Genomic DNA, 13500 nt, shown 5'->3' with positions numbered 1-13500 from the left:
TCGCCGCAGCGACAACAAACCGCCCCGATTCAAACGCCGCCGCCAGCACGCGTGTGCCGGCCGCGCCCCGTTCCTTTTCGAATCAAGGCAAACCCATGCTTGAACCCCGTGCCGCGCATTCGCGGCATACCGTGACCACTACCGTGTTCGATCCCCAGCGCGCGAGCGAAGCCGACTGGGATCGCTTTCTCGCCTACTGGCGCCTGCGCTCCGCGGAAGACCATCCCGGAGAGCCCGTGCAGACCGACGCCGACCGCCGGCGCGAGGTGCTGAAAACAGCCCCGCTCTATGCCTTTCATCGCGTGCTGGCCGTGGGCGAGCACGGCGAATTCATCGGCAGCCTGAGCACCAGCTTCCGCCGCCCGAGCACTCCGGACAGCAAGCCCTTTGCGCCTTTCATCGACGCCTGGGGCGGCGTGCTGCTGCCGCACCGCCGGCGCGGCGTGGCGAGCGCCTTGCTGCGCACGCTGCTGGCGCAGATGGAGCAGCACGGCAAATCCATCGCGACCATCAAGGCGCACATGCCCGGGGGCCACGCCTTCCTGCGGGCCATCGGCGCGAGCGAAAAGCACCGCAGCGTCGAGAACCGCATGCGCTTCGACGGCCTCGACTGGCAGGAGCTCGCGCGTTGGCGCACCGAAGGCTTCGCGCCTGCACACGGCCTTCGCGCCGAGGTGCATGCCGGCCGCGTGCCGCACGAGCGGCTGGCGGCGCTGGTGGGCCCGATGTCCAGCTTGTTCGACGACGCACCCACCTCCGGCCTGCAGCGTCCGCCCTTTCGCTACGACCTCGAAGACTTCGCACCCTGGTACGCGGAAATGGACCGCCGCGGCGGCGAGCACTTCCTGGTGCTGCTGCTCGACGGCGACGAACTGGCCGCGATGTGCGAGGCCAGCTGGAATGCGCGCTACCCCGACCGCATGAGCCAGCGCCTCACGGCCGTGTCGCGCAAATGGCGCGGCAAGGGTCTCGCCAAGGGCGTGAAGGCCGCCATGCTGCAACTCGTGCGCGAGCGCCATCCCGAGGTCACGCTCGCCATCACCAGCAACGCCGAGGTCAACGCGCCCATGCTCGCCATCAACCACCGCCTGGGCTTCGCGCCGTACCGGCACGACAGGCTCTACCAGGTCGGCACCCGAAGCCTGCGGGACTTTCTCGCCACCCGTTCCACTACGCCCGAGGAGGCATCTCGATGAAAGCACCCCAGAGACTGCAGGCCCTGATCGACGAAGGCCTGATCGACACCGTGGTGCGCCAGCTGATGAGCGGCAAGGAAGCCATGGTCTACGTCGTACGCTGCGGCGACGAGACACGCTGCGCCAAGGTCTACAAGGAGGCCGACAAGCGCAGCTTCCGCCAGGCCGTGGACTACACCGAGAACCGCCGCGTCAAGAACAGCCGCGAGGCGCGGGCCATGGCCAAGGGCACGCGCTTCGGCCGCCAGGTGACCGAGGCCATCTGGCAGAGCGCCGAGGTCGATGCGCTCTACCGGCTGGCCGCCGCCGGCGTGCGCGTGCCGACGCCGCACAACTTCCTGGAGGGCGTGCTGCTGATGGACCTGGTGACCGACGCCAACGGCGACGCCGCCCCGCGCCTGAACGACGTGGCCTTCTCGCCCGAAGACGCGCTGCGCCACCACGCCAGCCTGCTGCGCGAGGTGATGCGCATGCTGTGCGCAGGCATCGTGCATGGCGACCTTTCGGAGTTCAACGTGCTGCTGGCCGAAGACGGCCCGGTCGTCATCGACCTGCCGCAGGCGGTCGATGCCGCGGGCAACAACCACGCCCGGCGCATGCTGCTGCGCGACGTGGAGAACCTGCGCAACTTCTTCGGCCAGTTCGCGCCCGCGCTGCTGAAGACGCGCTTCGGCGAAGAGATCTGGCACCTCTACGAACGCGGCCAGCTGCGCCCCGAGACCGAGCTGACCGGCAGCTTCGTGCCCGAGACCGGCCCTGTCGACCTGCGCAACGTGCTGCGCGAGGTGGACGACGCGCGCGAGGAAGAGGCCGCGCGGCTGCTGCGCCTGCGCACGCCGCGACAATAGGCGGGCCAACGCCCGCCCGCCCGATGACCTCCTCCGCCCTGCCGACTCCCGCCCCGCGCCAGTTCCTGGCCTCCACCGTCCGCCGGGTCGCCAAGGCCGCGGCTTTCGTGGCGCTGGGCTTCGGCCCGGCCGCGGAGGCCGCCGGCACGGCCATCCGGCTGCAGGACGACCGGGGCACCACGCTGGAGCTGCAGGCGCCGGCGCGGCGCATCGTGTCGCTGATGCCCTCGCTGACCGAAACCGTCTGCGCGCTGGACGCGTGCGACCGGCTTGTCGGCATCGACCGCCATGCCAACTGGCCGGCTTCGGTGAAGGGCCTGCCGCAGGTGGGCGGCATCGACGACGCCAACATCGAGCGCATCGTCGCGCTCAAGCCCGACCTGGTGCTGCTGCGCCCGCGCAGCCGTGCCGCCGAGCCGCTGGAGCGCCTGGGCATCAAGGTGCTGGCGCTCGACGCCAAGACCCATGCCGACCTGCGCCGCGTGATGGAGACCGTGGCCCGCGCCACCGGCCGCCCCGGCGCCGGCGAGGCCTACTGGCGCAAGCTCGATGCCGGGCTGGACGCCGCCCGGGCCCGCGTGCCGGCCGGCTGGCAGGGCCGGCGGGTGTACTTCGAAGTGCATGGCGGCATGGCGGCAGCCAGCGAAAGCTCTTTCATCGGGGAAACCCTCGCCCGCCTCGGGCTGGGCAACGCGGTGCCCGGCACGCTCGGCCCCTTTCCCAAGATGAGCCCCGAATTCGTGGTGCGCGCCGACCCCGACGTGCTGATGGTGTCGGCACTGGGCGAAATCTCGGCCATGGCCGGGCGGCCGGGCTGGTCGGCCATGTCGGCGATAAAGCGCGGGCGGGTCTGCAGCTTCGCCTCGGCCCGCTTCGACCTGATGATGCGCCCCGGCCCCCGGCTGGACGAGGCCGCCGACGCCATCGTGGGGTGCCTCGCCTCGCTGGGCGAGCCCAAGCCTTGACCGACCGCGCCCCTCGGCGGCGGCCCTGACGTACCATTCCGGCATCTTGACCACATCGCCCGCCTCTTCCGCGCCTGTAGCAGCCGTCGATACCGACGAGGCCATCGCGCGGGACGTGGCCGCCATCGGCCGCATCAGCGCGGTGCCATCGCTGCTCAAGGTCATCTGCCAGCACACCGGCATGGGGTTCGCGGCCGTGGCCCGCGTGACGGACGGCACCTGGACCGCCTGCGCGGTGGAAGACAACATCCAGTTCGGCCTCAAGCCCGGCGGCCAGCTGGAGGTGCGGACCACGCTGTGCAGCGAGTCGCGCGCGGCGCGCCAGCCGGTGGTGATCGACCAGGCCAGCACCGACCCCGTCTACTTCGACCATCACACGCCGCGCCTGTACAACATCGAGAGCTACATCTCGGTGCCCATCATCCACACCAACGGCGACTACTTCGGCAACCTCTGCGCCATCGACCCGCGTCCGGCCCAGGTGTCGGAGCCGCGCGTGGTGGCCATGTTCACCGCCTTCGCCGACCTGATCGCGCGCCAGCTAGAAACCGAAGACCGCCAGGAACGCACCGAAACCGCCCTGCAATCGGCCCAGGCCACGGCCGAGCTGCGCGAGCAGTTCATCGCCGTGCTGGGGCACGACCTGCGCAACCCGCTGTCGTCGGTGGGCGCGGCGGCCGAGCTGCTGATCCGCCGGCAGGCCGAGCCCAACCTCGTGAAGCTGGGCACCCGGCTGAAGGCCAGCACGCGCCGCATGTCGGCGCTGATCGACGACGTGCTCGACTTCGCGCGCGTGCGGCTGGGCTCGGGCATGGGCCTGGAGATCCGCGAAGCCGCTTCGCTGGCCTCGGGGCTCAAGGACGTGATCGATGAAGTGCGCGCCGCCCATCCGGCGCTCGACATCCGCGACGAGATCTCCATCAGCGGCACCGTGCGCTGCGACCCGGGGCGCATCCAGCAGGTGCTGTCCAACCTGCTGGGCAATGCGGTCGCGCACGGCGCGCCGAACCAGCCGATCGTGGTGCGCGCCGAGGTGCGCAACGGCCAGCTGGAGCTTTCGGTGGCCAACGGCGGCGAGCCCATTCCGCCTGGCGACATCACCAGGATCTTCCAGCCCTACTGGCGCCCCGAGAACAGCAAGCCCGGCGGCGGCCTGGGGCTGGGCCTCTATATATGCGCGGAAATCGTCGCGGCCCATGGCGGAACGCTGGAGGTCACCTCCTGCGCGGAAGACGGGACCTGTTTCGTGGCGAAGCTCCCGGTCGCCTGACACTTCATGCAGAACAGCAGCGGCATGGCGGTGGTCCCCGCCACGGACTTTTCTCACGGTGAACTCACCGCACTCTGGAACCGCGCCTACGAGGGCTACTTCGTGCCCGTCGCGTTCGACGAGCAGCGCTTCGAGCGCCACCTGCGTCGCGGCGACGTCGACCTCACGCTGTCGCGCGTGCTGGCGGTGGACGGCGCGGCCTGCGGCATCTCGCTGGTCGGCCGGCGCGGGCAGCGCGCGTACCTCGCGGGCTTCGGCATTGCGGATTCGCACCGGCGCCAAGGGCTGGGCGGGCAGCTGATCAAGTCGCAAGCCGCGGCCCTGTCGCGTGCCGGCATCGCGCTGGCGGTTCTCGAAGTGATCGAGCAGAACCCGGCGCGCACGCTCTACCGGCGGGCCGGCTTCAAGGAGCTGCGCATGCTCGACGTGCGCGAATGGAGCTTCGAGAAGCATCGCAGGAAAGCCAGCACGCGCCCCGAACCCGCTGCGCTCCAGCAGCTGCACCGCGCCTGCGCCGAGGTTTGCCGGCCCACCTGGCGCCGCGAATGGCCGACCGTGCTCGACGCCCTGGTGCGCGAGCACGCCGTCGCGCTCGGCGTGTGGCGCGACGACACGCTGTGTGCCTACGCGGTGATGCCGCCGCCCGGCGATGGCCAGGGTGCGCTGCTCGACGCCGCGGCCCTCGACGAAACCGCCGCGCACGAATTGCTCGACGCCCTGGCCACCGCCCGCCCCGGCACCCGCTGGCGGCTGGTGGACGAGCCCGAGGGCAGCCCGCTGCTGCGCGCGGCCAGCGCGCGCGGCGCGGTTCCGGTCATCCGCCAGGTCGAAATGGCACTGACCTTGCATCAAGACAACGACGCCCCTCTCGCCTGACCCTCGCTCCCCCATGAAGCACCGCAAGCAAACCACATCGTCCACGCCTTTCGTCCGGGTCGGCCCCAGCGGCGTGCACGGCCTTGGCGCCTTCGCCACGCGCGACCTGCCGCCCGAAGCCTTCCTGGGCCTGTACGAAGGCCGCCGCTACACCAAGGCCGAGATCGCCACCAAGGTCTGGAACGACCAGCTCACCTACCTGTTCACGCTGTCGAACCACGAGACCATCGACGGCGCCAAGGGCGGCAACGCCACGCGGCACCTGAATCATTCGTGCGAGCCCAACTGCGAGGCGGTCGAGGAATACGACGAGGGCGGCGAGCTGGTGCTGAAGTTCCAGACGATCACGGCCGTGGACGCGGGCGACGAGTTGTTCATCGACTATTCGCTGACGGCGGACGACGGCTCGCCGCCCTCCAAGTACCCCTGCCACTGCGGTTCGGCGAACTGCCGGGGGACGATGCTGGCGCCCGAAGAGGCCGAGGCACCCGCCCCCTGAGCGCCCCGGCACCGGCGTCAGGGCGACTCGCTCTTCAGCCTGCGCAGTTGCTCCTCGGTGCGGTCGAGCTCCAGGCGAAGCGCCCTGGCCTGCTGCTCCAGCCTGTCGATATGGGCAGCGCGGCTCTCGGCCGGCGCCGCGGCCTTGCATTGCGCCTGCAACGCGCTCAAGGCCTCGGCAAGCTCCCGCCGCCGCAGCATCTGGCCCCGCGAACGCGCGAGATCGATGTCGCGCTCCAGGGCAGCCTCCTCGGCCTGGCAAGTGGCGCTGTCCGGCGGCACGGCGGGTTGTGCGAAGGCAGGCAGCGTCACGCTCGACACAAGGGCCAGGAAGAAGGTTTTGACGCTCATGCCGCACGGTAACGCAACGGCGGCAAAAAACACCGCTCAGCCCTACACGGCGAGGTAGCGCGCGTCCCACCCCTCGGCGAGTTGCTTCGCGCGGTGCAGCGGCACCCGCGCCGCTTCGAAATCGACCACGCATGCGACATCGGCAGCTTCGGGCCGCGCGGGGCTTTCGCTGCTGCGCCCGTCGGTCAGCAGCCACAGCCAGCGCTGTCGCGCCTCGCTCTTCGCGAGCAACTGCTCGGCGCGCTGCACGCCCAACGCCAGCGGCGTGCCGCCACCGGCGGCAATCGGCGCGACCCAGTCGTCGTTCCAGGCGCTGGCGCGGCGCGGCGGCAGGCGCAGTTCGACCACCTCGCCGGCAAAGCACAGCAGCGCGACATGGTCGCGGCGCTGGTAGGCCTCCTCCATCAACGCGAGCAGCAGGCCCTTGGCGCGCGCGAGATTGCCGTCGTCGCGCATCGAGGCAGAGCAGTCGAGCAGGAAGCAGTGCAGCGCGCCGCTGCGCGCCTCCCGCGGACGGTGTCTCAGGTGTTCTGCGCGCAACTGGCCTGCACCGCGCGCAGCAAAAGTACGCGGCCAGTCGAAGGCTGTGCCCTGCGGCACGGCGCCATGCCACGCGTCCCTCTGCGTGCCCTGCCTCCGGTCACCCTGGCGCGCGCCAGCGGGTGCGGCGTCCCGGAGGCTCAGGCTTTTTTTGGCGCGGCCTGCGGGCGGGAAGCGATCAGCGGGCGCAGCGGCTTCACGCGCTCGATGCCGACAGGCTCGGGCGGCATGGCGCCCCAGTCTTCGTCGGCGGCACTGCTTGTGCCGGAGGCGCCGTTCGTCTCCGCGCCACGAGGTGCAGGCGCGGGCGCGGGGGCGGGGGTTTTGGCCGGCGGCGCGCCAGCGGCTTCCGGCTTGCGCCGGTGCAGCAGCACCGCTTCGGCCGCGCGCCGCACGTGATCGGTGGTGATGGCTTCGGCGTCCTCCCATGCCGCGAGCGCTCGCGCCGAGCGCAGCATGACGAGGTCCGCGCGCAGGCCATCGACGCCGGCCTCGATGCACAGCGCACCGACCGCGTCGTGCACCGCGTCCCCATAGGGCAGCGCCGAGCCGTCGGCCAGCCGCGCGCGGGCCCGCGCCAGCGCGGCGGACAGCTCGGCCTCCGCCTGCGCGTGCTTCGCGCGGAAGGCGGCCGGATCGGCATCGAACGCCAGCCGCGCGCGCACGATGGCCTGGCGCTCGGCTGCATCGTCGATGTTGCGCAGCTGCACGCACAGGCCGAAGCGGTCGAGCAGCTGGGGCCGCAGCGTGCCTTCTTCCGGATTCATGGTGCCGACCAGCACGAAGCGCGCGGCGTGCCGGTGCGAGATGCCGTCGCGCTCGACCACGTTCACGCCGCTGGCCGCCGCGTCGAGCAGCGAATCGATCAGCGCATCGGGCAGCAGGTTGATTTCGTCCACGTACAGCACGCCGCCGTGCGCGCGCGCCAGCAGGCCGGGCGCGAACTTGAGTTCATGGCCGGCCAGCGCCTGCCCGAGGTCCAGCGTGCCGACGAGGCTTTCGAGGCTCGCGCCCAGCGGCAGCGTGACGAAGGGCGCGCCGGGCAGCAGTTCGGCCAGCGCCCGCGCGGCGGTGGTCTTGGCCGTGCCGCGCGGCCCCTCGATCAGCACGCCGCCCAGCGCGGGATCGACCGCGGCCAGCAGCAGCGCCTGCCGCAACTGCGGCTGCCCGGCGATCGCGGCAAACGGAAAAGGCAGCGGCATCGGGGCGGCTGTGGTCATCGGGGGGTTCCTTCCATCCGCTGCTCCTGGTCGAGCAGCAGGTTCTCCAATCGGGTGCGGTAGTCGCCGGGCGACTGCCAGAGGCCGCGCTGCATGGCTTCGAGCAGGCGGCTGAGCATGTCGTGCAGCGCGCGCGGATTGTGCTCGCTCACGAAATCGCGGGTGGCCTCGTCCAGCACGTAGGCGTCGGCCACCATCGCGTACTGGTGGTCGCCGACCACGCGCGCGGTGGCGTCGAAGCCGAACAGGTAGTCGACCGTGGCGGCCATCTCGAACGCGCCCTTGTAGCCGTGGCGCTTCACGCCGTCGATCCACTTGGGGTTGACCACGCGCGAACGGATGACGCGGCTGATTTCTTCCTTCAGCGTGCGCACGCGCGGCGCCTGCGGGTTGCCGTGGTCGCCGTGGTACATGGCCGGCTGCCGGCCGCTCAGGTGGCGCACGGCGGCGGCCATGCCGCCCTGGAACTGGTAGTAGTCGTTGGAGTCGAGCAGGTCGTGTTCGCGGCTGTCCTGGTTCTGCATGACGACGTCCATGGCGCGCAGCCTGCGCACCAGCGCGCCGGCGGCCGGCACGCCGTCGCTGCCCTGCCCGTAGGCATGGGCGCTGCCGCCGACATAGGCCTTCGACAGGTCGTCGTCGGTCTGCCAGTCGCCGTGGTCGAACAGCGGCTGCAGGCCCGAGCCGTAGCTGCCCGGCGCCGAGCCGAACACGCGCCAGCCGGCCTGGGTGCGGGCGGCTTCGGGCGCCACGCCCTGCGCTTGAAGCGTGGCGGCTTCGCGCAGGATGCGCGCGCGGATCGGGTTGCGCTCGGCGTCTTCGTCTTCCTGTGCAGCGACGGCCTGCACGGCGGCATCGAACATCTGCACCGCGTTGGGAAAGGCGTCGCGGAAGAAGCCCGAGATGCGCAGCGTGACGTCGATGCGCGGGCGGCCCAGCCCCACCGTGGGCAGCACCTCGAAATCGACCACCCGCTGGCTGCCCGGCGCCCACTTCGGCCGCACGCCGATGAGCGCAAAGGCCTGCGCCAGGTCGTCGCCGCCGGTGCGCATGGTGGCCGTGCCCCAGACCGACAGGCCCAGCGCCACCGGGTAGTCGCCATGTTCCTGCATGTGGCGCTCGACCAGTTGCGCGGCCGACTTCAGGCCCAGCATCCAGGCCGTGGGCGTGGGAATGGCGCGGGTGTCGACCGCGTAGAAATTGCGCCCGGTCGGCAGCACGTCGGGCCGGCCGCGCGAGGGCGAGCCGCTCGGTCCGGGCGGCACGAAGCGGCCCTGCAGGGCACGGGAAAGTTGCAGTAGCTCCTGCGTGCCGCAGGCGTCGAGCGCGGGCGCCAGGCTGCGTTGGACGCGCCCGAGCACGGCCGCGGTGCGCGGCAGATCGGGCGGGCAATCGCGCGATTCGATCAGCCGCTGCGCGAGCAGCTCCAGCCGCTCGCGCGTGTCGCCCTGGTGCCGCCACGCATCGGTGCTGACCGCTTGCAGCAGCGCGGGCCGGGCGCCCTGCCAGGGCCTGGCCGCGTCGATGTCCAGCGGATCGAAGCCTTCGCCGGCCAGCAGGTCGTTTGCCAGCGCGCCCAGCAGCCCCGCGTTCTCGCCCGCGCCTTCCGCGGCCGGATAGCGCGCGAGCGCCAGCAGCGTGTCGCGCCGCAAACGGCCCGCGGGCGATGCGCCGAACACATGCAGCCCGTCGCGGATCTGCGTTTCCTTCAGCTCGCACAGGTAGGCATCGACACGGGCCAGCACCGCGTCGTCTTCCGCGCCCGGCATGCCCAGTTCCTCGACCAGGTGCTGCGCCCGCACCGCCGCGAGGATCTGCGCGCGCAGCACCTTGGCGCGGCGCGCGTCGACCAGCAGCGCCTCGTAGTACTCGTCGACCTGCCGCTCCAGGTCTTGCAGCGGGCCGTGGTTCTCGGCGCGCGTGAGCGGCGGCATCAGGTGGTCGATGATGACCGCCTGCGTGCGCCGCTTGGCCTGCGCGCCCTCGCCCGGGTCGTTGACGATGAAGGGATACACGTTGGGCATCGGCCCCAGGACGGCGTCGGGCCAGCAGGCCTGCGACAGCGCGATGCTCTTGCCCGGCAGCCATTCGAGGTTGCCGTGCTTGCCGACATGCACCACCGCGTCGATGGCGAAGGCGTCGCGCAGCCAGAAATAGAAGGCGAGGTAGCTGTGCGGCGGCACCAGTTCGGCGTCGTGGTAGCTCGCGTAGTCGGCCGCGCCCAGGGTGCCCAGCGCACGCGCGGGCTGGATGCCGACGAACACCCGGCCCAGCCGCAGCCCCGCGATCATGAAGCGGCCCTGCCGCACCATCGGGTCTTGTTCGGGCGCACCCCAGCGGGCGTCGATGGCGTCGGCCATGCCTTCAGGCAGCGACGCGAGCCGCGCGCGGTAGTCGGCCAGCGCATAGCTTTGCCAGGCCGGGCGCGCGGCCCACTGCGCGGGGTCGTTGGCGATGCCTTCCTGCAGGCGGCGCATCAGCGCGTCACCGTCTTCGGGCAGCGCGGCGGGGTCGCCGAGCGCATAGCCCTCGGCCTGCATCGCGCGAAGGATGGCGATGACCGAAGCCGGCGTGTCGAGCCCCACGCCGCTGCCGATGCGGCCTTCGCTGCCGGGGTAGTTGGCCAGGATCAGCGCGATGCGCTTGTCGGGCGCACCGAGCGCGCGCAGCCGGCACCAGCGCCGCGCCAGCTCGGCAACGAAAGCAACGCGGTCGGGCTCGGGCTGGTAGTTGACCACCTCGGTCTGCGTGAGTTCGCAGCGGTGCGACAGGCCCTTGAAGCTCACGGCGCGCGTGATGATGCGGCCGTCCATCTCGGGCAGCGCGATCTGCATCGCGATGTCGCGCGGGCGCAGGCCCTGGCTGTCGGCCAGCCAGTCTTCGCGGTTGCCGCCGCTCACGATCACCTGCAGCACGGGCGCGTCGCCGGCCAGCGCAAGGCTCTCGCCCTCTTCCTTCTGCGTGCCCTGCCCCAGCGCGGCGAAGGCGGTGGTGTTGAGCACGAGCTGCACGTCATGCGCGGCGCACAGCTCGCGCAGCGCCGACAGGCACAACGGGTCTTTCAGCGAATCGAGCGCCACGGGCAGCGGGTTCAGCCCCTCGGCGCCCAGCGCGGCGGCGATGGCATCGAAGGCCACGGTGTTGCCCGACAGCAGGTGCGAGCGATAGAACACCAGCGCCACCACCGGCGCACCCGCGTGCCAACCGGCGCGCAGGTCGTCGATGCCGGCCACCGTGTGCGCCGTGTCCATGCCGCGCGGCACATGCAGCGCGACCTGCGGCAGGCTGCGCGGCGGCAATGGCGCTTCTCCATGGCCGAGGCCGTGGAAGGCCACCGCGCGCAGGAACTGCAGCGCATTGCCCGCGCCGCCCGCGCGCATGTACTGCCAGAGCTGCCGGCCCACCGCGCGCGGCGCGGTGCCGCGCGCCAGCAGGTCTTCGTCTTCCTGCAGGTCGCCGGAGAACATCGCGAGCTGCTGGCCCTTGCGCTTCGCGAGCTTCTCCAGCTGCTGCAGCCCATAGGCCCAGGCCGATTCGGCCCCCAGGTGGTCGACCACCACCACGCGCGCATGCTGCAGCACCTCGTCGATGTACAGGTCGAGCGAGGCCGGCTGCTTCAGGTACATGAGGTTGGCCAGCCGCAGCGACGGGTAGCCGGGGTCGGTGCCGGCCAGAGCGGTGCGCGCGGCGGCCAGCAGTGCGAGCGTGGTGTCGGCCGAGCTGAGCACCACGATGTCGCCCGGCGTCTGGTCGAGGCGGGTGACGACGCTGTCGTCCTCGACGAAGCGTCCGGGCTGGGTGCTCAGCAGGTGCATGCGGTCAGGTGTTCAGCCGTCAAGCCGTCATGCGGCGATCGCGGCCGCCTCTTGCAGCGCCTTGCGCAGCGCCGCTTCGTCCAGGTCTTCGCCGATGAACACCAGCCGCGTGCGCTGCGCCTCGCCGTCGCGCCAGCGGCGGTCGAAGTGGTGGTCGAAGCGCCGGCCCACGCCCTGCACCAGCAGGCGCATCGGCTTGCCCGGCACGGCGACGAAGCCCTTCACGCGATAGATGGTGTGCTGCTCGACCAGCTTGCCGAGCACGGCCAGCAGGCTGTCGCGGTCCACGGGCGGCAGCTCGATCACCAGCGAGTCGAACTCGTCGTGGTCGTGGTCTTCCTCGTGGTCGTGGTGGCTTTCGCGCAGGTGGATGGTGGCCTCGGCGGCGCGGCCCTGGCCCAGCAGCAGCGCGAGCGGCAGCCTGCCCTCGGTGGCAGCGACGATCTTCACCTCGGGCGGCAGTTCCTCGCGCACCAGGGCCTCGACCTTCGCGCGCGCGGCGTCGTCCATCAGGTCGGTCTTGTTGAGCACCACCAGGTCGGCGGCCGAGAGCTGGTCTTCGAACAGCTCGTGCAGCGGCGATTCGTGGTCGAGGTTGGGGTCGGCGCGGCGCGCTTCGTCCACGGCCTCGGGGTTCTCCGCGAACTGGCCCGACGCGGCGGCCGGGCCGTCGACCACGGTGACCACCGAGTCGACGGTGAAGATGTTGGCGATGTCCGGCCACTGGAAGGCCTGCACCAGCGGCTTGGGCAGTGCCAGGCCCGAGGTCTCGATGAGCACCGCGTCGAGGTCGCCTCGCCGCTCGGCCAGCTGCAGCATCACGGGCAGGAACTCTTCCTGCACGGTGCAGCAGACGCAGCCGTTGGCCAGCTCGTAGAGCGCGCCTTCGCGCTCGTTGCCTTCGTCGTCGCAGCCGATGCCGCAGCCGCGAAGAATCTCGCCGTCGATGCCGAGCTCGCCGAACTCGTTGACGATCACCGCGATGCGGCGGCCTTCGGCGTTGCCGAGGATGTGGCGCAGCAGCGTGGTCTTGCCGCTGCCGAGGAAGCCCGTGACGATGGTGACGGGGATCTTGGCGTTGCTTGCTTGGGTCATTGGAGTGTTCGTTGGGGCGCCCGTGGCGGCCGGAGAGATGAACGGGCACCGGGCGCCAGCATGGGCGTTCCGGTGGCCATCACGAGAGGATCGGCGCCAGGCCCGCCAAGCGAGCCTGGAACCCGGGAAGAAGGAGAGCGCGGTGAATCAGACGCCGCCGTACAGGCGGCGCTCGACGAAGACCGAGCCTTGCAGGCGGCGCCAGCCCTTGGCGGCGGCCAGCACGCCCAGGTCGACCAGCGGCTCGACCAGCACCACCGTCATGTAGGCAGCCCCGAAGCTGGCGATCTGGCCGAGGTTCTCGAGCCCGGTGCCGCGGCCGTACAGCGCCCAGAAGCCGACCCACACCACGATGCCGCCCTGGTAGGCCACCGACAGCTTGAAAGCCTGCTGGTAGCTCAGGTCCACATAGGCCACGTTCTTCGGGATGATGCGGCGCGCCAGCGCGGCGGTCGCGAACAGCGGCACCAGCAGCGTGGTGACGTTCATGCCGTACTGCGCAATGTCCTGCGGCTCGAAGAACAGGCCCTGGATGAGCAGCCCGCCCGCCAGGCCGATGGCCGCGGGCGCCAGCCCGAACACCAGCAGCAGCGTGGTGCCGAGGATCAGGTGCACCTCGGACACGCCCACCGGGTGATGCGGCAACACCTCGAAGAAGCAGAACACCAGCGCCACGGCAACGGCGGAGCGCAGCACCAGTGCGGCAAGGCCGTCTTTCACCGCGGTTTCGATGGTCACCTTGCCTGTGTAGGCGAGTGCGGCAGCGGCCGTGGCATAGCTGAGAAAAATCTTGGTTCCGTCGACGAGACCTGGTTCGATGTGCATC

At 71.1% G+C, this 13500-nt stretch carries 12 protein-coding genes; 6 read left to right on the top strand and 6 right to left on the bottom strand.

The features are described 5' to 3' along the window. Nucleotides 1-95: 95 nt before the first annotated feature. The 6 genes from C4F17_RS02445 to C4F17_RS02420 are packed head-to-tail and all read left to right on the top strand — an operon-like array spanning nt 96 to nt 5654. A complete protein-coding gene (locus C4F17_RS02445; RefSeq protein WP_106934157.1) occupies nt 96-1196 on the top strand; it encodes a GNAT family N-acetyltransferase in 1101 nt (366 codons plus the stop codon). After that, nucleotides 1193-2044, top strand: coding sequence for a PA4780 family RIO1-like protein kinase (locus C4F17_RS02440; protein WP_081269061.1), 852 nt, complete (start codon nt 1193-1195; stop codon nt 2042-2044). Before C4F17_RS02445 ends, C4F17_RS02440 begins: the two co-directional genes overlap by 4 nt. Nucleotides 2045-2067: 23 nt before the next feature. Then, nucleotides 2068-3009, top strand: coding sequence for an ABC transporter substrate-binding protein (locus C4F17_RS02435; protein WP_106934156.1), 942 nt, complete (start codon nt 2068-2070; stop codon nt 3007-3009). A 46-nt stretch (nt 3010-3055) separates the two neighbouring features. Further along, nucleotides 3056-4279 (top strand): GAF domain-containing sensor histidine kinase, encoded by a 1224-nt coding sequence (locus tag C4F17_RS02430; RefSeq protein ID WP_106934155.1) that lies wholly within the window; start codon nt 3056-3058, stop codon nt 4277-4279. A gap of 6 nt (nt 4280-4285) precedes the next feature. Beyond that, the gene (locus C4F17_RS02425; protein ID WP_106934154.1) at nt 4286-5155 is read left to right on the top strand and encodes a GNAT family N-acetyltransferase; all 870 of its coding nucleotides are present in this window, start codon (nt 4286-4288) and stop codon (nt 5153-5155) included. A 13-nt stretch (nt 5156-5168) separates the two neighbouring features. Then, nucleotides 5169-5654, top strand: a complete 486-nt coding sequence (locus C4F17_RS02420; protein ID WP_106934153.1) for an SET domain-containing protein — start codon at nt 5169-5171, stop codon at nt 5652-5654. 17 nt (nt 5655-5671) lie between these two features. On the opposite strand, the gene C4F17_RS02415 is transcribed toward C4F17_RS02420, so the two are convergent. The 6 genes from C4F17_RS02415 to C4F17_RS02390 all read right to left on the bottom strand — a co-directional run bounded on the left by C4F17_RS02415 (nt 5672) and on the right by C4F17_RS02390 (nt 13499). After that, complete coding sequence (locus C4F17_RS02415) at nt 5672-6004, bottom strand: DUF1090 family protein (protein WP_106934152.1); 333 nt, start codon at nt 6002-6004, stop codon at nt 5672-5674. A 42-nt stretch (nt 6005-6046) separates the two neighbouring features. Beyond that, entirely contained in the window at nt 6047-6544 is a 498-nt protein-coding gene (locus C4F17_RS02410; protein ID WP_234382505.1) for a vWA domain-containing protein, read from the bottom strand. Between the two features lie 140 nt (nt 6545-6684). Continuing rightward, a complete protein-coding gene (locus C4F17_RS02405) occupies nt 6685-7764 on the bottom strand; it encodes an ATP-binding protein (protein ID WP_106934150.1) in 1080 nt (359 codons plus the stop codon). After that, nucleotides 7761-11579, bottom strand: a complete 3819-nt coding sequence (cobN, locus tag C4F17_RS02400) for a cobaltochelatase subunit CobN (RefSeq protein WP_106934149.1) — start codon at nt 11577-11579, stop codon at nt 7761-7763. Before cobN ends, C4F17_RS02405 begins: the two co-directional genes overlap by 4 nt. 27 nt (nt 11580-11606) lie before the next feature. Then, a complete protein-coding gene (gene cobW / locus C4F17_RS02395) occupies nt 11607-12674 on the bottom strand; it encodes a cobalamin biosynthesis protein CobW (protein ID WP_106934148.1) in 1068 nt (355 codons plus the stop codon). Nucleotides 12675-12821: 147 nt separating this feature from the next. Further along, nucleotides 12822-13499 carry an energy-coupling factor ABC transporter permease gene (locus C4F17_RS02390; RefSeq protein ID WP_106934147.1) on the bottom strand — a complete coding sequence of 226 codons (678 nt, stop codon included), beginning with the start codon at nt 13497-13499 and terminating at the stop codon, nt 12822-12824. Nucleotide 13500 lies beyond the last annotated feature (1 nt).

It is taken from the genome of Variovorax sp. PMC12 (genome assembly GCF_003019815.1).
In the GTDB taxonomy this organism is placed as follows: domain Bacteria; phylum Pseudomonadota; class Gammaproteobacteria; order Burkholderiales; family Burkholderiaceae_C; genus Variovorax.
Note: the sequence above shows the minus strand (reverse complement) of the source record. Positions and strands in the feature narration are given on the sequence as shown.